This window comes from Streptomyces sp. Alt3 (genome assembly GCF_030719215.1).
In the GTDB taxonomy this organism is placed as follows: Bacteria; Actinomycetota; Actinomycetes; order Streptomycetales; family Streptomycetaceae; genus Streptomyces; species Streptomyces glycanivorans.
Window position 1 is genome coordinate 545,630 of record NZ_CP120983.1, and the last position, 20,998, is coordinate 566,627.

Consider the following 20,998-nt stretch of genomic DNA (forward strand, 5'->3'; position numbering starts at 1 on the left):
CGGGTACCGGCTCGGGGCTCGGGTTCGGCGGCTGCGGAATGGGGTCGGGCGCGGGGCCGGGCGGCACCGGGCCCGGCGGAACGGGGGGCGGCGAAGGCACGGGGGTCGGCGGCCCCGGCACGGGCGGGGGCGTCGGCGCGGGCGGTACGGGGTCGGGATTCGGGTGCGTCATCTCGGTCCTCCAACACGAACGCGACGGGTGGATCCGGATGAGCGGATCCGGACGAGTGGATCTCATCTCCACCGTCTCCCCGTGCGGCTGCCCTCGCCTGCCGAGTCCATACGTACCTACTGTGACTCCTGCTACGGAGAGCTGCACGGCCGTGCCTCCCACCTGCCCGGGAGGCACGGCCGGACCCGCACGACAGGGGTGCGACCTCCGCGGATCAGCTCCGTGCGGGGACCGCCTGCGGGCTGCGCTCGGTGCGCGTACCGGGCACAGGCGCGGACGGGTCGGCTCCGAGGGCGACGATCCGGTTCTCCGCGTCGACGTGCACGACGCTCGGCACGAGAGCACGCGCCTCGGCGTCGTCGACCTGGGCGTAGCTGATGAGAATGACCAGGTCACCGGGGTGCACGAGGTGGGCGGCGGCACCGTTGATCCCGATGACGCCGGAGCCGCGCTCCCCCTCGATGACGTAGGTCTCAAGGCGGGAGCCGTTGTCTATGTCCACGATGTGGACGAGCTCACCGGGAAGCAGATCCGCCGCGTCCATCAGGTCGGCGTCGACCGTCACGGAACCCACGTAGTGCAGGTCGGCCTGGGTCACGGTGGCCCTGTGGATCTTGGACTTGAACATGGTGCGCATCATCGAAGTACTCCTGGACATAGGCTCCCTGCCTGCGTTTTTGCAGGTCAAGTGCTGTTCTCACACTCTACAACGAGTCGCAAGTCCAGGCAGCTGTCCCCGGGGTTTTCAGGACCCATGCTGACCACTTGCCGACTTGTCTGATGCTTCATCAGGCACCGACAGGGGCCTCGCCCGCTCCCCTGGCCTCTACCCTGACGGCCCGCGCAGGCCTACGTAGTGCTCCCCCCCCCAGGCGCCCGTGATCACCGTCACCCCGACAGCAGGGTGACGGCCCTGACGCCCGCGAAGTGTGTCTCCGCAATAGCCTTCGAGGCAGCGCGGCTGCTTGTCAGGCCGCCGACGATGGGGCATCGAACGCACCATGTCCTGGCTCACCGGCTACCGACCGCCACCCTCACGGCGCGAGGTTACTGGGCACCTTCACGTTCATATCGCCGCAGCCGACGCGCTTTGCTTCCGCCTTGACGTACGACGGCAGAACGGCAAGGGCGAGTGACTTGTCGGCGTGCGACTCGCTTTCCTTCCCCGGCTCATACGCGACGAACGCGACCCGCCCGGACCGGCAGTCCGCCGCGTAGACGCTCAGGCCGCCCGCGTAGGCGCCCTGCCCCTCACCACCCAGACGCGTGGCCCGGTTTCCGAGCACCCGGGAGACAACGCCGGCCAGCTCCGGGTCCGCCACGGTCATCAGCCGGAGCCTGTTCGGGCCGAAGGGCTGGCGCACGTCGCACGCCCAGATTCCCTCCGCGGAGGACGGGCCCGGCTTCGTGCCCGGCGTGATGCCTACGACCTCCGCATCGGGCCCCTCGGCCCACCTGGGCAGCCGCACGCCCTGGATCCCGCAGAGCCGGTCGGCGTCGACGTCCGGCAGCTCGTTGCCCTCCGGGGCGCGGCGGAGCGTCGGCGGGTCGGAGTACGGGCCGTCACAGCCGTATCGTTCCATGACCCCGTTGGCCAACCGCACGACCGCGCGGGACATCGAGTCGAGGCCCCGCCGCGCGTCGACCACGTTCTGGCCCTCAGGGTCAGCCGCTTCCGAGGCAAGGGTGACCACCCGCAACGGCGGCTTCTCGCCCGACTCGTACGACCGTTCCTCACAACTCGCGGGCAGCGCCACCCAAGCCCGGGTGGAGGAAGCCATGCCGGTTATCCCCTCGCCGAGCGGCGTCATACGGGAGGAGAGGTACTCCTCGGTCCAGCTCCACGCCTGCGCGCCTCGCAATTCGCCCAGCGTCCGCACCGACGCTGTGACCTCGGACTCCAGCTCGTCGGCCCCGAACCCCTGCATGCTGCACTCCGTGTGCATCTGGTCCTCCGTGGCCCGGCGCAGCGGCAACTCACGGCTGCGGACGTCCGTGTCCGAGAACAGCGCGTGCACGACATCGGGCGAGAGCGAACCCCAGCACACGTCCCGCGCCATGAAGGGCAGTTCATCGGAGCGCCACGCCATGACACCTGACGCCAGCAGCGCCCCGACGAGCGCGCCGATGACAGCGATGCCACTCCGGCTACGGGACAACCGGCGCATCCGGCCCGGGCTCTCCGGCGCGGAAGGCCGGGGGGCGGGGGCCTGCCGTAGGGGCCCATCCACCTCGGGGGTCTCCGGCACAGAGTTGACCATCTTGGAGCTCTCCGGTTCGTCCGCCATCTCGCCCGTCCTCTCGGGGGCTGTCCTGGCGATCCGCGCGGCCCGGCGGCCGGGCAACCGAGTCGCTGGGCAACAGTGGCGGACCGCCTCCCCGCTCGCCACCAACTGTCCGAGGAGGATATCTGTCGGGTACACGCGTTCGGGGAGCAGGGCAGCCTCGCGGAGATGGAGCGACGGTGATGCCTTCACGGGCCCGACACAGTTCGCACGGCCGACGTGGCGCGGACTTCGGACTGCTACGGGCCGAATCAAGGACCCCAAGCCGTTTGTCTGGACCAGACAGCCCAAGAGATCCTGGACTCCCTCGCCCGCTTCCGCCGACGAATCTCCGGCGAAGACACCGTCGAAGCCGAGTGCGGCCAAGCCCTTCCCGACGCTCGGGAAGGTAGTCCCGTTCGGGCCGCTGATCAGGGCGTCGATGGTGCGCGGGTCGGGGCCGGCAGGCCGTGGCGCCGCTGCCGGGGGCGTTGCGTTCACTGGTGCGGCCGGCCGGGGTCTTGGTCGGGCTGGTGTCGACCTGCGGCCGGTGAGGAGTTTCGCCCGGGTGGGCGGGGAGCTGGGCAAGGCGGCGAAGCCGCAAGCCGGAGTCCTCGGACCTGCACCGGCTACGAAGATCTGAACCCGGCATCCGCCCGGCGCAACTCCCCTGCCGCGAGGACCACATATGCGGCCCCGGCGAGGAGGAGGCCTGGGATCGCGAGCATGAACCGCTGATCGCTCTCGAGGACGGCCTCGTACTCGCTGTGCGAGACCTCGATCGTGCCGCGTGTGTCCGGAGTCATCTCGAAAACGTTGAAACTCCACTCCATGCCCGGATCCTGCCACTCGCGCCGCTCCAGCTCATTGCCGGGACGCGGCAGAGATGGCTGCTCCCCCGATGCCGGACCGGGTCCGGGCCGAAAGATGAACTGCCTTCGGACATGAGGTCCATGAGGTCCGACAGTGGCCCCCATCACCGGTCGCGGGAGGAGAGGACCAAGGTCGGAGACGGGGTGGTGTCACAGGCCGCCCCGCACCTGTCCTGGCCGGCTCGACGCGCCAGGAGTTCGAAGCGGCGGTACGGCCGACGCCGGGCACGGAGACCGCCGGGAGGGCGTTCCCGCAAGCGAAGGGGCCACCGGTTCAGCGCTGGTCCCCCGAGTTGTTCGCTGCCGGTTCCGTGGGCGGCGCGGACCCGACCTCTTCCTTGCCGGGTCCATTCGCCACCAGCTCCCAGAAGTGACCGAGTTGCTCCGCCATGTCTATCTCCGGGTTGTACATCCACTGCGCCTGCAACCCGTCCATCAGCGCGAACAGCATGACCGCCAGTCGCTCCGGGTCCAGCCCGGCCCGTAGCGAGCCGGCGGCCTGCTGTTCGCGGACGAAGGTGGCGACTTCGGAACGGGCCTGGTCGTAACGGTCACGGAAGAAGGCGTGGGCGGGATGATCCGGCTCCGCGGCCTCGGAGGAGAGACGCGAGTAGAGCTGGACGAGGCCGGGGACCTCGGTGTTGTGACGTACGAGCGCGGTGAAGGCGCGCGGCAGATCGGCCGGCTCGGTCCGCGCCCCGTCGCCGGAGACGCCGAAGACACGCTGGTCGACCTCGTCGCGGCGGCGCAGGATCTCGACGAAGAGCTGCTCCTTGGTGCCGAAGTAGTGCAGCAGACCGGTCTGACTCAGCCCGACGGCCTGGGCGAGCTCACGCACGGTGGTGCGGCTGTATCCGACGCGCGCCACGATGTCGAGAGCGGTGTCCAGGATCTCCTCGCGCTTGGCGATGCCCTTTGCGTACGAACCACGTCGTGCCATGAACACGACTCTACGACACCCGAAATCTCCTGGTGAGACCCTTGAAACCGAAAACCGAATGCCATACCGTTTTCGTTGTCGACGAGGTGAACCGAACGCAACAGCGGACCCTTTCGCCGCCCCGACCTGACCGGGGGTCGTCGGCGCCGAAGGCGACGGTGGGCCGCGCACGGCAGGGCGGCCCACGCTCCGACCCGGGCATCTCCGGCCCACGTGCGCGTCCTTTCACGCCGCGAACCGCTCCGGGTCCGCCGCTACCGACGCCGCCCTCACCGGCAGAGCACCGCTACACCCGAGGAGACCTCCGTGACCACGCATGACACCGCTTCCTTGTCGACGCGACAGCAGGCTGCCCTGGGCAGCGGCGCCGACTTCTGGAGCACCAAGAAGGTCGGTGACATCCCGTCGCTGGTACTCACCGACGGTCCGCACGGCGTGCGCCGCCAGGTCGGTGCTTCCGACCACCTCGGGATCGCCGCGAGCGAGCCGGCCACGTGCTTCCCGCCCGCCGTCGGCCTGGGGCAGAGCTGGGACGCGGAGCTGACCGGCGAGGTCGGCGCCGCGCTCGGCGTGGAGAGCCGCGCCCTGGGCGTCGACGTGCTGCTCGGCCCGGGCGTCAACATCAAACGGGACCCGCGATGCGGCCGGAACTTCGAGTACTACTCCGAGGACCCGTACCTCTCCGGCCGTCTCGCCGCTTCCTGGGTGCGGGGTCTGCAGGGCACGGGCGTGGGTGCCTCTCTCAAGCACTTCGCCGCGAACAACACCGAGCACGACCGGATGCGCTCAAGCTCCGACATCGCTCCGCGCCCGCTGCGCGAGATCTACCTGCGGGCCTTTCAGCACGTGGTGCAGCAGGCGCAGCCGTGGACGGTGATGTGCTCCTACAACCGCGTCAACGGCACCTACGCCTCGGAGAACCGCTGGCTGCTCACCGGGGTGCTGCGCGACGAGTGGGGCTTCGACGGCGTTGTCGTCAGCGACTGGGGAGCGGTCCAGGACCGCGTCAAGGCGGTGGCGGCGGGTCTCGATCTCGAGATGCCGGGCAGCGGAGGCGCCACCGACCAGCAGATCGTCGACTCGGTCGAGGCGGGGGAACTGGACGCGTCGGTGGCCGCCCGGGCGGCCGGGCGCATGATCACGCTCGCGGCGAGGGCGGAAGCGGGCAGGGCCGTGCAGGTCCCCGCGTTCGACGCCGGGACCCACCACGCGCTGGCCCGCCAGGTCGCCGCACGCTGTGTCGTGCTGTTGAAGAACGATCCGGTCGCGGAGCAGACGCTGCTCCCGCTGGACGCCGGCCGTTCCCTCGCCGTCGTCGGTGAGTTCGCGCGGAATCCGCGCTACCAGGGTGGCGGCAGCTCGCACGTGAACCCGACCCGCGTCGACATCCCCCTCGACGAGATCCGCGCGCTTGCGGGTGACGGCACCGACATCACCTACGCCGCCGGCTTCACCACCGACGGCGGTGGCGACGCCGCAGCCCTGTGCCACGAGGCCGCCCAGGCTGCCGCCGCAGCCGACACCGCCGTGGTCTTCCTCGGCCTTGCCGCCCACCAGGAATCCGAAGGTTTCGACCGCGAGCACATCGAACTCCCCGCAGAACAGCTGGACGTCCTGGCCGCAGTCGTCGGCGCCCAGCCGCGCACCGTCGTCGTCCTGTCCCACGGTGGCGTGCTCCGTCTGTCCACGGTCGCAGACCTCGCACCGGCCGTAATGGACGGCGCACTGCTCGGCCAGGCCGGAGGCGGTGCGCTCGCCGACGTGCTGTTCGGTCGGGTCAACCCGTCCGCACGCCTGACGGAGACCGTCCCGGCCCGTATCCAGGACACCCCCGCCTACCTGAACTTCCCCGGCGAGCACAGCCATGTCACCTACGGTGAGGGCCTGTTCGTGGGATACCGCTGGTACGAGGCGCGTGACCTCGACGTCACCTTCCCCTTCGGGCACGGACTCTCCTACACCTCCTTCTCCTACACGGACCTGGATCTGACGGAGAACGACCAGGGCATCAGCGCAAGCGTGACCATCACCAACACAGGCGAGCGGACCGGCCGTGAAGTCGTCCAGTTCTACGTCGCCAAGCCGGACTCGTCCGTCGCCCGCCCGCCGCAGGAACTCAAGGCACACGCCGTTGTCCGCCTCGCCCCGGCCGAGAGCGGGCGTGTGACCGTACAACTGCACCGCGCGGATCTGGCGTACTGGGACATCCGAGGCGAGCGCTGGCTCGTCGAGGGCGGCGACTACGAGGTACGCGCCGCCGCCTCCAGCCGCGACGTCCGCGTGACGTCCGTGGTCGATGTGACCGGAGACGCGTTCGTCCTGCCGCTCACCCTCGACTCGACGCTGGGTGAGGTCATGGCCACGCCCGGCGCCGCCGAGGCACTGGGCGCGCTGATGCCGATTCCGGCGGCTGACGCCGGCAATGACACCCTCGGCGTCGACATGGCCAGGATGATGGCCTCCCTCCCCGTCGGCCGCCTCCTCAGTTTCGCCGGCGGCGCGGTGACGACCGACGACCTGGACAAGCTCCTCACGCGGATCAACACGGGCCAGGCCTGACCCACCCCTGTGTGGGGCGATCAGGATCGCGCCCCACACAGAGCCCGGGCCGTCAACACGTCAGACCAGTCGCCTTATCTCGCCTCGCACCCGGTAGAACCCCGCCTGTGCGGGATGCAGGGCGTCGACCACGTAACGGGCACCCGGCTGGCGCATCGCCCGAGGGAACTGCACGTTCCACGACGGCTCGAAGCCGTCGGAGACGACGTGGACCCGCAGCCTGCCCGCGTCCTGGACACACTCCACGACCACCGCGCCGGGAGGCGGCAGGGTGACGGTCGTGACCGTGGTCGCCGGAGTGTAGGTGGGCAGCGCCGCCGCGGACTTGATGTCCGCCGCGACCGGGACCGTGCCCTGCTGGGCCGCAGCGACAGCCGCGGGGCTAGCGTCGAGGCACACCAGTGACCCGTCCGTGGTGACCATGTACAGCTTGTCGTCGAAGAACTGCATGGACAGCGCCGAACCGCCGCCCGTACCGAGCTTCCACAGGCGTGTGCCGTCCGCGTCGAAGCAGTACACCGACGAGGAGCTGTCGCCCGCGAAGACGAAGCGGCCACCGGGCGCGGTCGCGCACGCGTACACGGCGGTGTCGCACCGGAAGGTCGCCTCCACCACGCCCGTCGCCTTGGACAGGCGTTGTACGACGTTGCGTGCGGTGCCCGCGTACACCGACTCCTCCTCCTGCCAGCCGAACAGCACCTGCCCCGAAGTCGGGGTGTGCCACATCTCCCCCGAGCCGTCCGGCGCGTAGGCCGTGACCCCCTGGTGGTGTCCGTGGTAGACGGCCCGTTCGTCGGCGCGCACCATCCAGCCGTGCTCCCCGGTGGACTTGCGCGCCCACTGGTACTCGTCCTCGTGGTCGATGACCGTCAGGCCCCCGGCGCGGTCGGAGACGTTCAGCACACCTTCGCGGATGTCCAGCCAGAAGATGTCCACGTCCGCCGCGATGTCGTACGCCGCGAACGGAAGCTTCGAGGAGAGGTCGTACACCTTGCCGTCGTCGCACCCGGCGTAGATCCAGAAGTCGTCGGCCACCAGGCACTTGACGCCGTCGGGCAGCTTGTAGCGTGCCAGGACCTCACCGCCGTGGCTGACGGTGTAGACGTCACCCGCCTGGTTTCCCACCCAGCAGCGGTCCTCGCCGACATGGATGCCGAAGGCCGCCGCGCCGGTCCTGAAGCGCCACAGCACGGGCGCCACGGCGCGGGCGGTGGAGGGTGCGGACGTGACCTGGCGGCGCGTCACCGCCCTTGCCGCGCGCTGCCCTCGGACCGCGGGCGCGTAGCCCTTGCGGACCTTCTCGCCGATCTTCCTGGCTGCCGCGGCCTGCGCCTTCGCCTCCGAGGGGAAGGAGGAGGTCTGCGACTGGCCGTCCGCGCCGATGCGTCCGTAGCGCACCGAGACCACTGCCCCTTCCACGGTCACCTCGTAGAACTTGTGCGCCCCTGCGCCGTCCTGCGACAGCTCCAGATACGTGGTGGTACGCGGCATGACAGTCCCCTCGACGAGATGAACCGGCACTCCGTTCGCACCGTGTTCGACAGAGAGAACGCTACGAGAGACCACTGACATCGATGCGGGCGGACTTTGCGGTAGAGCGCCCTGCACCGGTCGTCGCCCGTGGCAGCCCGTACGCGCCCCTCACCCGCGGCCCCGGGCTCGGCCGACGAATCCGTGCGGCAGAGCTGTCGACGCGTCGCCGCAGGTGAGGAGGAGCTGTCGCGTGCCACCCGCCGCCGGCCGCTCCCGGGGCCCCGGCCCGACTAGCTACGAGCGGCGGTCCTGGCCCGGAGGATCTCGGTCATGGACTCTGCGCGCCAGTCCGCCAGGAGTTCATGGAAGGCGAACGCACCGTGGGGGTAGGCGATCGGGCCGTTCGGCCGGCCGCGCCCTTCACGGTTGTAGTAGCCGGGGGTGCAGTCGGCGTGGAACCACTCGTGGTCGGGAGCACCCTCGGCCAGGACGGCGATCCAGGCGTCCTCGGCCTCGCGGGAGGGTTCGATCAGGGCCTCCCCGGCTTCGGCTGCCGTGACGAGGGCAGCGGCGTGGACGGCCTGCTCGTCGAGGATGTGCGTGAAGTTGACGCTGCTGGCGTTCTGGAGGGACCCCATCTGGATCAGGTTCGGGAAGCCGTTGCTGGTGAAGCCGTGCAGGGTGCGGGGCCCCTCCTTCGCCCACCCGTGCAGCATCTGGACGGCTCCTCGGCCGTGCACGGGGAGCTTGCCGGAGCTGATGCCGGAGGCCCCGACGGAGAAGCCCGTGGCGAAGATCAGGCAGTCGAGTTCGTAGGTGGTGTCGCCGACGACGACGCCGTTCTCGGTGATGCGCTCGATGCCGTGCGTTTCCGCGGTGTCGACCAGGGTGACGTTGCCCCGGTTGAACGCCGGGTAGTACTTGTCGGAGAAGGTGGGGCGCTTGCAGGCGTACCGGTACCAGGGCTTGAGGGCTTCCGCGGTGTCCGGGTCGGCGACGGTCTCCTCGACCCGGGCTCGCAGTTCGTTCATCTTGGCCGCGTCGGCGACCTCGTAGGCGGCCTCGAAGGCCTCGCGGTCGCCCTGCCGGCGGAAGCTGGGAAGGAGCTTCTCCAGGAGGCCTGCCGACGCGGTCCAGCGGTCAGCCACCAGATCCCGCTCGGCCGTCTCACCGGAGACGATACGGAGGTAGTTCTCGCGGCGCTCGTGTGCCCAGCCTTCGCGGTCGGCGCCGACATCGGCAGCGCTGGTGCGGCGGTTGGCGCGCACGTCGACGGTCGAGGGGGTGCGCTGGAAGACGTAGACGTGTCCGGCGTCCTCGGCCAGCATGGGAACGACCTGGATGCCGGTGGCCCCGGTACCCACGATTCCCACCCTCTTCTGCGAGAGTCCGGTCATGCCACCGTCAGGGGTACCTCCGGTGTAGGCGTAGTCCCACCTCGACGTGTGGAAGGTGTGGCCCTTGAAGTCCTCGATGCCGGGGATGCCGGGGAGCTTCGGCTCGGAGAGCGTGCCGGTGGCGGTGACGACGTAGGTGGCGCGGAACGCGTCGCCGCGGTCGGTGGCCACGATCCACGTCTCCGAAGCCTCGTCCCAGGTCAGGGAGGTGACAGCGGTGGAGAACAGGGCGTCCGGATAGAGGTCGAACTTCCGGGCGATCCGCACGGCGTGGCGGCGGATCTCGTCACCGGGGGCGTACTTCCACTCCGGTACGTATCCGGTCTCGTCGAGCATCGGCAGGTACACGTGCGACTCGATGTCGCAGTGGATGCCCGGGTACCGGTTCCAGTACCAGGTGCCCCCGAAGTCGCCGCCCTTCTCGACGATCCGCACACGCTGCGCGCCTTGCTGCCGTATGCGCGCCCCGGCGAGGATGCCCCCGAATCCACCACCGACCACGGCGACGTCGACGGTGTCGTGAAGGGGCTCGCGCTCGGCAGGCTCCCCGGTGTACGGGTCGGCGGCGTAATAGCCGAACTCTGCGTCGGTGTCGAGGTATTGGCCGGCACCGTCGGGCCGTACACGCCGCTCACGCTCAAGGTGATAGCGCTGCCTCAGCTCGGCGATCTCCTCGGGAACGGACGCTTGAGGGGTCGTCATGTGGGGGACCTCAATCCTGCCTGTCGGGCCGCCCGGAGTGAACGGCCATCCGCTACGGTAACAACAACCGGACAACGATGTCCGGTTGCGTTGCGGGAGGTCCGTCGACTTTCGGCCAGAGCCACCCTCGCACCCGGGCGGACGCGGTCTTCCGAGCGACCACTCCCGCAGACGTGACGCACCCGACCGAACAGGAAGAGTGATTCCCCCCATGCAACGACGACACCTGGTCCGGCCCGTTGCCGTGCTCGCCGCGATCTGCGCACTGACGCTTACGGGATGTGGCACGGAGACACGCGAACCCGGTACCGGGACCGGCTCGGCCGGCACGGACAGGACCATCCGCGCGCACAAGGTGATGCAGCTGACGCAGGTGCACGAGGAAACCGGGATGACCCTGCTGGAGGGCCCGACCTTCGACAGCAGCGGCAAGCTGATCGTCGTCGACGTCACCGCCCCGGCCGGCAAGCCGAAGGTGATGCGCGTCAACGTCGAAAAGAAGACAGCCGACGGCCTCCACACCGACAGCCGTGGCGCTTACACATCAGCGCAGTTCAGCCCCTACGACGGCCGCCTCTACCTGTCCGACTACGCCCACGGCGAGGTCGTGAGCCTGGCCCCGGACGGCAGCGATCCTCGGACCTTCTTCACCGGCAAGGTCGACGGCGCGCAGATGAACCCCGACGACATCGCCTTCGACGAGGCCGGCAACCTGTACGTCTCCGACTCGCGCGGCTTGTCCGAGGGCAAGGCGCACGGGCGTGTTGTGCGGATCGGCCGTGAAGGCGAGAAGGCCACCGTCCTGGCCGACGGTCTGGCCGCGACGAACGGAATCTCGTTCGACGCGGACTATCGCGGACTGTGGATCAGCGAGCTCACCCAGAACCGGATCTCCTACCTCCATCTCGACGGCGAGGGAGGAGTGACGTCCAAGCACACAGCCATCCGCGTCGACGGGGGGATCGCCCAGACCGACTCGATCGCCGTGGACGCGGACGGCAATCTCTACCAGGGGCTGCACGGCCGAGCCGCGATGGCCGTGTACGACAGGAACGGGAAGCGCCTGGCGACGGTCGAGGTTCCCGCCCACGCGGCAGGGCTCGAATCGGCGACGAACGTGGCGATCACGCCCGGCGGGACCAAGGCGTACATGACTGTCAGCGGACCCGCCGGCGGATACCTCTACACCTTCGACGCACTGGCGAAGGGCACCCGGCAGTCCAACGGAGGCTGACGCCGCTCCCCGGGCTCACCCGTCGTAGGGCTGGACCGGTCCCACCTCGACGCCGAGCAGCCGCCAGGCAGCCAGCGCCCGGCGTTCCCGCTCCTCGCGGGTGGGGCCGGTGACGGCGCCCGTGACCATGGCGACCGCCAGCATGAGGTCGTCCGCCGCACCCAGGCGATGGCCCTCGGGCAGCCGCCCCCGAAGGCTGCGCTCGACCCGCTCGGACAGCATCGAGGCGTGCGCTCGGACACCGGATCGGCCGCCTGCCTCGTCGGCGTGCATCAGGCCGATGAACGCGGCCGATTCGACGGCGTGCCACGTCATCACACCGAGCACCTCGGCCAGGGTCGCACCCTCGACCGCGGTTGCCTGTTCGATCTGCCTCACGTTCTCCTCCAGGACCGCGGTCGCCAGGGCGCCACGGTCGGGGAAATGCCGGTACAGAACGCCCTGGCCGACCCCGGCCCGACGCGCGATCGCGGAGAGCGGAGCATCCAGGCCGCCCGCCGAGAAGACTTCCCGGGCGGCGACGACCAGAGCGGCTCGATTGCGCGCGGCTGCCTTCGGCCCGTCGTTCGCGGGCCGCCGCTCGTCCGGCGAAGGATGCTGTATCACCCCGGAAGAGTACCGGCCGGGCGGAATCGGACCCCACCGCGATCTCGGTGGCCCGCCACCCTCCCGCCCTCCTCACGGAGAAGCGGGGCGCGCTCCCCCACATCACATCGTCCGCTCCACGCGCCCTGCCGCACCGGCGGAGGAGCAGAATCCCACCCGGCGCCGCGGCCTCGGGGCGGAGTCCGCGGCACCGTGAGGGAGCGCGGTTACTCGGCCGTGGTGTCCAGCGCCGCCAATGCCTGGGCCCAGCGTACGTACTTGAGGTCGGCGAGGTCCGCGACGGTCTTCACGCCGAACGCCTCGTCGAGCAGCTCACCGTCCCGGTCCGAGACGCCCTTGAGCGCCGCGACCGGGGCAGCCAGGATCTCGGGCAGACTCTTGTCCGTCCACGCCTTGTCCAGCACCTTGTCGAGATCGATCGTCGTCATGCATACCTCCTGAAGTGAACACGCACAGCCGGCCGCCGCCTCCCGCCGACGGCGTGGGAGGCGAGCGACGGACAAGGGAACTTCTACAAACATGTAGAAGATTAGGACGCCCATCGACCCGTGCGGGTCACGTCGGCCCGGCGTACGACAGAACGGCCAGAAGCCGCCCCTGAGACGTCGAGAACTCGCTCCTGCGGTGGAACACCCTGACGCTCCTTCGGCCCTGTGGTCTGCTGCCCGCTCCGCACGGTTCGCAGCGTCCCGGCCGCATCCTGACGCAGGACGACGAGGGCCGGGGCACCCGCAGGTGCCCCGGCCCGGCCGTGAGGTTCAGCAGGAGTGCAGCGGCAGCCGCCCGATGGCTACACGCCCGCCACGGGACTCCGGTCGGCTGCTCGGATCAGGTGCTCCGGCCCCGCTCCCGGGTCAGTTGCTTCAGCTCGACGATGGTCGCCACGGCGCGCAGCCAGGTCGCAGCGGTGTCGTCGGCGGGGATCCCACCAGCGAGCTCGGCGCCGGCCAGCAGCCACTCCCGTACGAGGACGGCCGCGTCCCGGCCGGGCAGGGGCTCGGGCAGCTCCGCGGCGCGGGCAAGTCCGCCGGCGCGCACGGTGTCGGCGAGGAAGGCGACCGAGCGCGGCTCGGTCCCCAGGCGGTCGAGGACGACGGCCGCGGCTGCGGCACCGTCGCCGAACAGGGCGGTGCGCCGGCTGCCGGGCTCGGCGGTGAGGCCGTAACGCAGCAGGACGGTGATGTCGAGCCGGGCCAGCTCCTCGTCCGTGCGGTCCGGCAGGTGCGTGGCGTCGTTCATGGCGGCCTCGGGTGTCTCGTCTCGGCTGACTGGTCCGCCGCGGTTCAGTCGACCGTGACGGTGTAGGTGATGCGCTCGGGAGCCGGGGAGGGGGAGGCCGTCCCCGCGCTCGGGGTGGCGGAGGGTCCGGTCGTCCCGGGGGGCTGCGTCGCGGTGTTGCCCTGACAGGTGGTGAAGGTGCAGTGCAGCAGCGTGAACTGCGTGGTGCCCTTGCCCTTGGCCTCGAAGGTGAAGGTGAGTCTGCCGCCGGCACCGGCCATCGGCTCGTCGCCGGAGTCGGAGGCGTAGTCCCGGCCGCGACTGACGAGCACCGAGCTGTCGGGGCCGGGGTCGACCAGGTACCAGAACTCGCGGGTGGAGACGTTCTGGCCGACGGTGAGCGTGAAACGCTCGCCCTGCCCGGCACTGATGGTGGTGTCCTTCACCGGGCGGCTCGTGGTGCCCGCGGAGCCGCCGGACGGGTCCTCGGTGCCCGAGCCGCAGCCCGTGGCGAGAGCGAGGAGCGCGGCCGCCGCGATCGCGGCACCGCCCCTGCTACCGCGGAAGATAGACGCTGTACGCATTGGGGAGATCACTCTTGGAAGCCTTGCCCATGTGGCCGTTGATGAAGTCGTCCTCGCTGACCCAGGTGGTCGAGCCCCAGGGGTTGTACACCTGAAGCATGTCACCCTCCTGGGCGATGATGGTCATCGCGTGGGCGCCGTCCTTGCCCGACACGTCGACCGGCACCGGATGCCCCTGCGCCACCGACCTCTCGACTTCGGTGAGGACCGCCCTGCGGTCGGCGGCACTGTCCAGGTCCTGGCGCTGGTAGTCGCTTCCGGTGGCGCTGCCGACGGTGGTGTCGTTGATCCGTTCCTGCCCTTCGGGCCCCATGCCACCCCAGTTCTCACCGCCGTCACCTTCGGTGTGCAGCCGGTGCTGTTCGGCCACCAGGCGCTGCCTGAAGGCGTCAGGGTCGTCCTCCTGCCCGTCGGGACCGCCGGTGAGGTCGAGCGCGTACAAAGGGTCGACCATGGCGCGGGAGGTGACGGTGGACGAAGCCACGCAGGTGCCCTCGGAGCCGTCACCGCCCTGGATCCACCGCTGGCCGTCGAACGTCGCGTAGTCCGTGTTGTTGTTCGAGCCGTTCGCCGCCAGGCCCTCGTCGTCCATGCTGTCCGTGGCGGTGACCACCGGGGTGAGGTGGCGGCGCATCCAGTCGGGGTCCTTGCCGTGGATCTTGTCCTGGAACGTGCCGATCTCGGCGACGCTGTGGCCCGCGGCCAGGGCCTTCATCAGGTAGGCCCGCTCCTGCGGAGTGTCCGACCTCGCCAGCATCCGCTCCATGGCCATCTCGTCGTCGAGGCTCAGCAGGTCCATACGCGTCGACGCGCGCTCCAGTTCGCCGACCTTGAGGATCTCGTTCAGCTCCGTGTCGGCGCCCGCGACGCCGGTGTCGGCGAGCATGAGCTTGTCCACGGAGGTGAGTTCGCTGGTCTGCATCTTCCCGGCCCGTGCCTCGGCGGCCCATTTGTTCAGGTCCCGGGCGGCGACGCGGGTGGCCTCCTGCGCCTCGGAGACGGCGTCGTGCATGAGGTCGACCGCGTAGGAGCCGAAGTGGGCGGCGTTCTTGCGGTCCCACTCCTCCTCGTCGTTCTCGTGCAGGTCGTCGAAGAACCCGTCCTTGCCGCCGAGAGCCCTCTTCTGCTCCAGCAGCTGTCCGCGGCCCTGCTCGTCCTTGCGCTGCGCGGCACCGATCGCGTCGGCCAGCGTCAGCAGCACCGTCGCGCAGCCGTTGAACGCCTCGGTCATCTGGGTCGCGGACCGCCCGGCGGCCTTCACCGCGTCGGAGGCGAGGATGCCCGTGTCTCCGACCCATACCTCCGGAAGACTCTTGCGGCCCACCCGGTCGACCTGGTCGAAGACGTCGGCGACGGGGCCGATCTGGCCTCGGTAGAGGGTTGCCAGGTTCTCGAGGGCGCCTTGGTTCCCCCCTGGTGCGGGCACCGAGAGGGCGTCGTCCATCAGGTCGAGGACCTCGTTCTTGCTACCGGCGCCGAGCAACTTCTTGGACAGCCCGGCGAGCCACGCGAGGCGGAGGGAAGGGGAGTCGAGGGGATTGGAGAAGAGCGTCACGGGGCTCGTTCCTCAGTAGCTCGACAGGACCGAGCTTCGCCCGCCCTGTATCGGTGTGCCCGGGAGAGTGCTCACGCTGTCGACGGAGACGCCGTGCACGCTCGTCCTCACCAGACCGTCGCTGCCACCGTAGGAGTTCTTGGCCGACTGCACCTTGCCACCCAGCTCGTGCAACGCCGACGCGAGTGTCTTGGCCTCCGCTTCCCAGGCCTTGACGAAAGCGTTCAGTGCCGACGCGGCGTCGTCCCCGCCCGCGTCGGCGTACGAGTAACTGGTGCGGGGCCTGACGGCCGAGCTGACGCCGTCCATGTCCGTACCGGCGTCGTCGAGTTGCTGGGCCTGGCCGGTCATCCCCGCCTTGATCTGGTAGCCGTCAAAGCCCACCGCGACTCCCCCGAATGCGTTCGATCATGACGGCAGGCAGGCTAACACCCAGCGCATATAAGACGATCACCTGCCATGGGACGCACACATCTCCTCGACATCACCCACTCGACGGCACGCCCCGGCGCTCGCGCCGGCTCGGCGATCGGACACGACTCGGCGTCGGCGGAGGCGGCTCGCGCCCCGCTCCGGGCCCGCGCCCCGGGACGGGCGCCACCATGGCGTACGGACGGGCGACCGCGCCACACTGGCATCGGACCGAGGGCCGGGGCAGGTGCTCCCACGCCCGCCCTCGGACCATGGCGGCGGTTCCCGTTCGACGATGGGGGAAGAGATGCCACGAAGCGGTGACCTCGCGCAGCGCAGGGCCACGCTGGAGGACGAGTGGTCGCGTGTGATCCCGGGCCTCAAGTCCCCCGGCTCCCTCGGCCGTACAGGCCGCGTCCTCAGCCAGGAGGTGACCGAGTCCTGGGCCCGTTCCCTGGCGAGCGTGGACCCGGCCCGGGCCAGCGCACCTGAGTCCGGAGACGGCGCGGTGCACCACCTGTGGAGCGGTTCACCGCTGCGCGGCCCGGTCGACGCGCTCGCGGACGAGCTCCGCAGCGTCGCGGACGACGCCGGTTTCGTCACCGCCGTCACCGACGCGTCGGGCACGATTCTGTGGACGTGCGGGGGACGGACGATGCGGCGGCGTGCGGAGCGGGTCAACTTCGCGCCCGGCGGGCGGTGGGGCGAAGAGGCGATGGGCACGAACGCCCTTTCGCTGGCCCTGCGCACCGGGCGTCCCAGCACCGTCTTCTCCGCCGAACACCTGGTCACGGCACTGCACGGCTGGGTCTGTTACTGCGCCCCCGTCCACGGACCCGACGGTCGCGTTCTCGGGGTCCTGGACCTGTCCACGACCTGGGACCGCTCACACCCCCTGGCCATGGCCACGGTGCGTGGTCTGGTCTCCGCCGTCGAGGCAGGTCTGCGCACCGGGACGCCCGGCGCACCGCTGACGGCCGGCACCCCTGCGCTGCGCCTGACGTGCCTCGGCGCGGAGAGCGCGGAAAGCGCCGTACGTCCGGGGGTTCGACTGAGGCTGCGGCCAAGGCAGTTGGAGATCCTCACCCTTCTGGCGCTCGAACCCGAGGGCTACGCTCCGGAGCGGCTGCGCGCGTCCTTGTACGGCGACCGTCCCGTCACCGCGTCGACGTTCAAGGCGGAGATCTCCCATCTGCGCCGGGCCCTGGGCGGCCATGTCGCCACGCGCCGGTACGCGCTCACGGCTCCGGTCTCGTGCGACGCCGTCGACGTCCTGCGCGCACTGCGGGCGGGCGACACGGAGACCGCGCTGCGCCTGTACCGCGGCCCGCTGCTCCCCCGTTCCCAGGCGCCGGGCATCGAGGAGTGGCGCACCTGCCTGGAGGTCGCGGTGCGCGAGGCCGTTCTCACGAGCGACCGTCCCGAACACGCCCTGGCGTACGGCGAACGGGCACCGTACGACGCGGAGGTCCACAGGCACGCGTTGCGCCTTCTCGACGCGGGTGACGCGCGCCGCGCCATCGCGGCGGGACGGCTGGCCTCCACGGCGTAGGGCCGGCCGGATGGCGCCAACCTCACGCCAACCTTCGGGGCCCACGGTGGTCGCACGCGACGGCGCGGTCGTCGTGCCGTCGAACCCACCGTCCACGTCACCGAGGAGAGCCGCCATGGTGTACGCGCAGCCAGGAACGGAAGGCAGCATCGTCGCCTTCGCCCCGCGATACGACAACTTCATCGGCGGCGAATGGGTCGCCCCGGTCGAGGGCCGGTACTTCGACAACCCGTCGCCGGTGAACGGCAAGGTCTTCTGCCAGGTCGCGCGTTCCTCGGCGGCCGATGTCGAACTCGCCCTGGACGCGGCGCACGCCGCCGCCGACCGGTGGGGCCGCACCTCGGCAGCGGAACGCGCCAACATCCTCAACAGGATCGCGGACCGGATCGAGGAACACCTCGAGGAGATCGCGGTGGCCGAGACCTGGGAGAACGGCAAGCCGGTCCGGGAGACGCTGGCCGCCGACATCCCCCTGGCGATCGACCACTTCCGGTATTTCGCCGGGGTGGTGCGCGCGCAGGAGGGCAGCATCGCCGAGATCGACGCGGACACGGTCGCGTACCACTTCCACGAGCCGCTGGGCGTGGTCGGTCAGATCATCCCGTGGAACTTCCCGATCCTGATGGCGACCTGGAAGCTCGCGCCCGCTCTCGCGGCGGGCAACTGCGTGGTCATCAAGCCGGCGGAGCAGACGCCCGCCAGTCTGCTGCTGGTCGTCGAGCTGATCGCGGACCTGCTGCCTCCGGGCGTGGTCAACGTCGTCAACGGATTCGGCATCGAGGCGGGCAAACCACTCGCGTCCAGCTCGCGGGTCGCGAAGGTGGCCTTCACCGGGGAGACCACGACCGGCCGCCTGATCATGCAGTACGCGAGCGAGAACATCATTCCCGTCACGCTGGAACTGGGCGGCAAGAGCCCGAACATCTTCCTGCCCGACGTGATGGCCGCCGACGACGACTTCCTGGACAAGGCGGTCGAGGGCCTCGTGATGTTCGCCCTCAATTCGGGCGAGGTGTGCACCTCCCCCTCCCGGGCCCTGGTCCACTCCTCGATCTACGACGAGTTCATGGCCCGCTGCATCGAGCGGACCCGGGCCATCGTCGGCGGCGACCCGCTGGACCCGGCGACCATGATCGGCGCGCAGGCGAGCAACGAGCAGTACGAGAAGATCCTCTCCTACGTCGACATCGGCAGGAACGAAGGCGCCGAGATCCTCACCGGCGGCACTCCCCGGACCGTGTCCGGCCTGGAGGACGGCTTCTACATCGAGCCGACCGTCTTCCGCGGCACCAACGACATGCGGATCTTCCAGGAGGAGATCTTCGGCCCGGTCCTCTCCGTCACCACGTACGACTCGGTCGCCGAGGCCCTGAAGATCGCCAACGACACGCTGTACGGGCTCGGCGCGGGCGTGTGGACCCGGGACGGCAACACCGCCTACCGGCTCGGCCGCGAGATCAAGGCGGGCCGCGTGTGGACCAACTGCTACCACGCCTACCCCGCCCACGCGGCATTCGGCGGCTACAAGAACTCCGGCATCGGCCGCGAGAACCACAAGATGATGCTCGACCACTACCAGCAGACGAAGAACCTTCTGGTGTCCTACAGCCCCAAAAAACTCGGGTTCTTCTAGAGCCGGAAGCCGGTCGTCCGGGGCCGTCGTCGCGCTCCGGACGACCGGCCCACGGTCGCTTTCGGCGAACGAGGGGAAGAGACCCGGACCACTCAGGCAGATGAGACCGCAGGCCGACGAGGCGATGTCCCGTCGGAGTTCGAGGCGCCGTTCTCGTCGCACAGCTGGTGAGGGCGAGGGACTGCTCGACAGCCTCGGGCTCACCGGCGCCTGCCGCCGGCGTCCACGCAGCGTTCCCCGGGCCGCTCCCGGTGCCCCTCCCTACCGGGGCGCGAGGGGCCTGTTCCTGCGCGGTTTCAACGGAACGTTCGGCATTTCCGGAGCAGGCAGAGGAGCTCCGTCGTACCCCGTCACCTCGCCGAAGCGTCGCCCCTCCGTCCAGTCCTGACGTGCCTGCACGATCTCCTCCGTCGACCGCGCGACGAAGTTCCACCACATGACGATCTCCTCCCCGAAGGGAGGTCCTCCCAGGAGGACTGCCCGCGCCGGGGCGTCGGTCTCATTGACCATCGTCAGGGTGTCCGCGCCGCGAGGGACATAGCCGAGTTCGGCAGGCCGCAGCACAGTGTCGGCCATGCGGACGTCCCCGCTGTCCACGAGGAGGCCGTGCTCGAAAGTGGTGTCCACGGCAAGAGTGAGCGTCGCACGGGGTCCGATGACGATCTCGGCGCCGAGCAGCGGCGTGAAGGCCCGGGCCGGGGAGGTCCGGCCGACGAGCGAGCCCAGGAAGACCCTGATTTCGGCCCCGTCTACCTGCGCGGGTTCGGGCACGTAGTGCTGGAAGTCCGGGGCGGTGTGGCGGTGTTCCTCGGGGAGCGCGACCCACAACTGGACGCCGTGGAGAACGGCGGTGCCCGGAGTGGAGACCTCCGAGTGGGCGATGCCGTGTCCGCCGGTCATGAGGTTCATCTCACCGGGCCGGATCAGGGCGTGGGTGCCGAGGGTGTCGCGATGCTCGATCTCTCCGCTGAACAGCCAGCTCACCGTCTGCAGGCCGGTGTGTGGATGCGGGGGCATGTCCATTCCGCCCGAGACCGCGACGTCGTGCGGGCCGTAATGATCGGCGAAGCACCAGGCGCCGATGAGTGTGCGCTTCCGCTGGGGCAGCGTCCGACGCACGCGCATCGCACGTGGACCCCCGAGAGGGACCTCACGCGCCGACAGGACATCGATCCCGGGGGCTCCTGCCGGCCGGTCGTCCTCCACGAGCTCACCGCAGCGTAGAGCCGGGGCATCGGTTTCCGCGTTGCTCATCGAGAGCACCTCCCACTTGATCCAGTTGTCACGTCAAGCATCGGCTCACAAGGCAGGCCGATGGCCGAAGCACCCGTACGAACCCGGCACCGCCACCTCGCCGTGCGCGCCCTCACTCCCGCACGGCAGAACAGCGTCACCTTCCGAATTCGCCGCTCACGCCCGCTTCGGTGCAACCGCGTCGGCTCCTCAGTCACTGACCTTGCTGCGGGACTGGTACAGCAGGTCCTGGTACTCGGGGTGCCGGCTGATCCAGCCCGCGAAGAAGGGGCAGGTGGCGAGCACCCGCAGGTTCGCGGCGCGTGCCTCGTCGAGGGCTGTGCGGACCAGTGCGGACCCGACTCCCGCGCCCTCGTACTCCGGCTCGACCTCCGTGTGCACGAACGCAACGAGCTCCGTCGTACGGATGTACTCCGCGACGCCCGCCACCTTGGTCTCCCCGTCGACACGGGCCTCGTAGCGCTTCGCCTCGGGCACGTGGCTCACTTCGACCTTCATACGTCCTCCTCGTGGGGTCCGATCCCGCTCGACTCGGCGAAATCCCATCAGCTGGGACAGCACACTAGCCCCAT

At 70.0% G+C, this 20,998-nt stretch carries 18 protein-coding genes; 4 read left to right on the forward strand and 14 right to left on the reverse strand.

The features are described 5' to 3' along the window. Positions 1–386: 386 nt before the first annotated feature. From panD to P8A20_RS02520, 4 genes are all read right to left on the reverse strand, one after another. On the reverse strand, positions 387–812 hold the full coding sequence (gene panD / locus P8A20_RS02505; protein WP_147960907.1) for an aspartate 1-decarboxylase: 426 nt from the start codon (positions 810–812) through the stop codon (positions 387–389). A 394-nt stretch (positions 813–1,206) separates the two neighbouring features. After that, positions 1,207–2,460 carry a hypothetical protein gene (locus tag P8A20_RS02510; protein WP_306102759.1) on the reverse strand — a complete coding sequence of 418 codons (1,254 nt, stop codon included), beginning with the start codon at positions 2,458–2,460 and terminating at the stop codon, positions 1,207–1,209. Positions 2,461–3,065: 605 nt separating this feature from the next. Continuing rightward, a complete protein-coding gene (locus tag P8A20_RS02515) occupies positions 3,066–3,242 on the reverse strand; it encodes a hypothetical protein (RefSeq protein ID WP_187282225.1) in 177 nt (58 codons plus the stop codon). Positions 3,243–3,582: 340 nt separating this feature from the next. Then, entirely contained in the window at positions 3,583–4,248 is a 666-nt protein-coding gene (locus P8A20_RS02520) for a TetR/AcrR family transcriptional regulator (protein ID WP_306102760.1), read from the reverse strand. 306 nt (positions 4,249–4,554) lie between these two features. Here P8A20_RS02520 and P8A20_RS02525 point away from each other — a divergent pair, with 306 nt between their 5' ends. Then, entirely contained in the window at positions 4,555–6,807 is a 2,253-nt protein-coding gene (locus P8A20_RS02525) for a glycoside hydrolase family 3 C-terminal domain-containing protein (protein WP_147960905.1), read from the forward strand. A 60-nt stretch (positions 6,808–6,867) separates the two neighbouring features. Here the strand turns inward: P8A20_RS02525 and P8A20_RS02530 are convergent, their stop codons facing one another. Together P8A20_RS02530 and P8A20_RS02535 are read right to left on the reverse strand one after the other, a co-directional pair. Further along, entirely contained in the window at positions 6,868–8,298 is a 1,431-nt protein-coding gene (locus P8A20_RS02530; protein ID WP_147960904.1) for a WGR domain-containing protein, read from the reverse strand. Between the two features lie 272 nt (positions 8,299–8,570). Further along, positions 8,571–10,379, reverse strand: a complete 1,809-nt coding sequence (locus P8A20_RS02535; RefSeq protein ID WP_306102761.1) for a flavin-containing monooxygenase — start codon at positions 10,377–10,379, stop codon at positions 8,571–8,573. A 211-nt stretch (positions 10,380–10,590) separates the two neighbouring features. Here P8A20_RS02535 and P8A20_RS02540 point away from each other — a divergent pair, with 211 nt between their 5' ends. Next, positions 10,591–11,613 carry an SMP-30/gluconolactonase/LRE family protein gene (locus P8A20_RS02540; RefSeq protein ID WP_147960902.1) on the forward strand — a complete coding sequence of 341 codons (1,023 nt, stop codon included), beginning with the start codon at positions 10,591–10,593 and terminating at the stop codon, positions 11,611–11,613. Positions 11,614–11,628: 15 nt separating this feature from the next. Here the strand turns inward: P8A20_RS02540 and P8A20_RS02545 are convergent, their stop codons facing one another. From P8A20_RS02545 to P8A20_RS02570, 6 genes are all read right to left on the reverse strand, one after another. Continuing rightward, the gene (locus P8A20_RS02545) at positions 11,629–12,219 is read right to left on the reverse strand and encodes a TetR/AcrR family transcriptional regulator (protein WP_147960901.1); all 591 of its coding nucleotides are present in this window, start codon (positions 12,217–12,219) and stop codon (positions 11,629–11,631) included. A gap of 206 nt (positions 12,220–12,425) precedes the next feature. Next, complete coding sequence (locus P8A20_RS02550; protein ID WP_147960900.1) at positions 12,426–12,647, reverse strand: hypothetical protein; 222 nt, start codon at positions 12,645–12,647, stop codon at positions 12,426–12,428. Between the two features lie 400 nt (positions 12,648–13,047). After that, the gene (locus P8A20_RS02555; RefSeq protein ID WP_306102762.1) at positions 13,048–13,458 is read right to left on the reverse strand and encodes a hypothetical protein; all 411 of its coding nucleotides are present in this window, start codon (positions 13,456–13,458) and stop codon (positions 13,048–13,050) included. A gap of 44 nt (positions 13,459–13,502) precedes the next feature. Further along, complete coding sequence (locus tag P8A20_RS02560; RefSeq protein ID WP_306102763.1) at positions 13,503–14,021, reverse strand: protease inhibitor I42 family protein; 519 nt, start codon at positions 14,019–14,021, stop codon at positions 13,503–13,505. Continuing rightward, positions 13,993–15,576, reverse strand: a complete 1,584-nt coding sequence (locus P8A20_RS02565) for a peptidoglycan-binding protein (protein WP_306102764.1) — start codon at positions 15,574–15,576, stop codon at positions 13,993–13,995. The genes P8A20_RS02560 and P8A20_RS02565 overlap by 29 nt, the downstream gene beginning before the upstream one ends. Before the next feature lie 12 nt (positions 15,577–15,588). Further along, the gene (locus tag P8A20_RS02570; RefSeq protein WP_147960876.1) at positions 15,589–15,960 is read right to left on the reverse strand and encodes a DUF6317 family protein; all 372 of its coding nucleotides are present in this window, start codon (positions 15,958–15,960) and stop codon (positions 15,589–15,591) included. A gap of 334 nt (positions 15,961–16,294) precedes the next feature. Here P8A20_RS02570 and P8A20_RS02575 point away from each other — a divergent pair, with 334 nt between their 5' ends. Continuing rightward, a complete protein-coding gene (locus P8A20_RS02575; RefSeq protein ID WP_147960875.1) occupies positions 16,295–17,539 on the forward strand; it encodes a helix-turn-helix domain-containing protein in 1,245 nt (414 codons plus the stop codon). A 115-nt stretch (positions 17,540–17,654) separates the two neighbouring features. Continuing rightward, positions 17,655–19,172 (forward strand): aldehyde dehydrogenase, encoded by a 1,518-nt coding sequence (adh, locus tag P8A20_RS02580; RefSeq protein ID WP_147960874.1) that lies wholly within the window; start codon positions 17,655–17,657, stop codon positions 19,170–19,172. 261 nt (positions 19,173–19,433) lie between these two features. Here adh and P8A20_RS02585 read toward each other — a convergent pair whose 3' ends face one another. After that, the gene (locus tag P8A20_RS02585; RefSeq protein ID WP_147960873.1) at positions 19,434–20,426 is read right to left on the reverse strand and encodes a pirin family protein; all 993 of its coding nucleotides are present in this window, start codon (positions 20,424–20,426) and stop codon (positions 19,434–19,436) included. A gap of 189 nt (positions 20,427–20,615) precedes the next feature. Next, complete coding sequence (locus P8A20_RS02590; RefSeq protein WP_147960872.1) at positions 20,616–20,924, reverse strand: GNAT family N-acetyltransferase; 309 nt, start codon at positions 20,922–20,924, stop codon at positions 20,616–20,618. Positions 20,925–20,998: the final 74 nt, after the last annotated feature.

Excerpts from the sequence above, each read along its gene's own strand:
- panD (WP_147960907.1), bottom strand. The coding sequence starts at position 812 with ATGATGCGCACCATGTTCAAGTCCAAGATCCACAGGGCCACCGTGACC.
- P8A20_RS02510 (WP_306102759.1), bottom strand. The coding sequence starts at position 2,460 with ATGGCGGACGAACCGGAGAGCTCCAAGATGGTCAACTCTGTGCCGGAG.
- P8A20_RS02515 (WP_187282225.1), bottom strand. The coding sequence starts at position 3,242 with ATGACTCCGGACACACGCGGCACGATCGAGGTCTCGCACAGCGAGTAC.
- P8A20_RS02520 (WP_306102760.1), bottom strand. The coding sequence starts at position 4,248 with ATGGCACGACGTGGTTCGTACGCAAAGGGCATCGCCAAGCGCGAGGAG.
- P8A20_RS02530 (WP_147960904.1), bottom strand. The coding sequence starts at position 8,298 with ATGCCGCGTACCACCACGTATCTGGAGCTGTCGCAGGACGGCGCAGGG.
- P8A20_RS02535 (WP_306102761.1), bottom strand. The coding sequence starts at position 10,379 with ATGACGACCCCTCAAGCGTCCGTTCCCGAGGAGATCGCCGAGCTGAGG.
- P8A20_RS02540 (WP_147960902.1), top strand. The coding sequence starts at position 10,591 with ATGCAACGACGACACCTGGTCCGGCCCGTTGCCGTGCTCGCCGCGATC.
- P8A20_RS02550 (WP_147960900.1), bottom strand. The coding sequence starts at position 12,647 with ATGACGACGATCGATCTCGACAAGGTGCTGGACAAGGCGTGGACGGAC.
- P8A20_RS02555 (WP_306102762.1), bottom strand. The coding sequence starts at position 13,458 with ATGAACGACGCCACGCACCTGCCGGACCGCACGGACGAGGAGCTGGCC.
- P8A20_RS02560 (WP_306102763.1), bottom strand. The coding sequence starts at position 14,021 with ATGCGTACAGCGTCTATCTTCCGCGGTAGCAGGGGCGGTGCCGCGATC.
- P8A20_RS02575 (WP_147960875.1), top strand. The coding sequence starts at position 16,295 with ATGCCACGAAGCGGTGACCTCGCGCAGCGCAGGGCCACGCTGGAGGAC.
- adh (WP_147960874.1), top strand. The coding sequence starts at position 17,655 with ATGGTGTACGCGCAGCCAGGAACGGAAGGCAGCATCGTCGCCTTCGCC.
- P8A20_RS02585 (WP_147960873.1), bottom strand. The coding sequence starts at position 20,426 with ATGAGCAACGCGGAAACCGATGCCCCGGCTCTACGCTGCGGTGAGCTC.
- P8A20_RS02590 (WP_147960872.1), bottom strand. The coding sequence starts at position 20,924 with ATGAAGGTCGAAGTGAGCCACGTGCCCGAGGCGAAGCGCTACGAGGCC.